The following is a 225-nucleotide window of genomic DNA, read 5'->3' on the forward strand; positions in this document are numbered from 1 at the left end:
ATGGCGTTTCTTATGCTGCCCGAAGCAAAACTCTGATATTTCGGAGCGGGTCTCAATCAGGGAACTATATTCCGATGGTGAATATTTATTAGCCAACCCCATTGACTTCCAGAGTTGACGCGCTGCCTGTTCAAGAAGATCAAAAGCCTTCTCCTTATCTGGGTCAATCTCAGACTCGCTCATATTCATCGATCCTCTCCTGAAGTTCGATTTGCTCCGCCTCGT

The 225-nt window shown here is 46.7% G+C and carries 1 protein-coding gene; it reads right to left on the bottom strand.

Features of this window, described 5'->3' with window-relative positions; genetic code table 11:
• Positions 1-183, bottom strand: a 183-nt coding sequence (locus tag KB213_RS12455) for a hypothetical protein (RefSeq protein ID WP_211683581.1), incomplete at its 3' end; no start/stop codon positions are given.
• Between the last annotated feature and the right edge of the window lie 42 nt (positions 184-225).

It is taken from the genome of Neokomagataea anthophila (assembly GCF_018122595.1).
In the GTDB taxonomy this organism is placed as follows: domain Bacteria; phylum Pseudomonadota; class Alphaproteobacteria; order Acetobacterales; family Acetobacteraceae; genus Gluconobacter; species Gluconobacter anthophilus.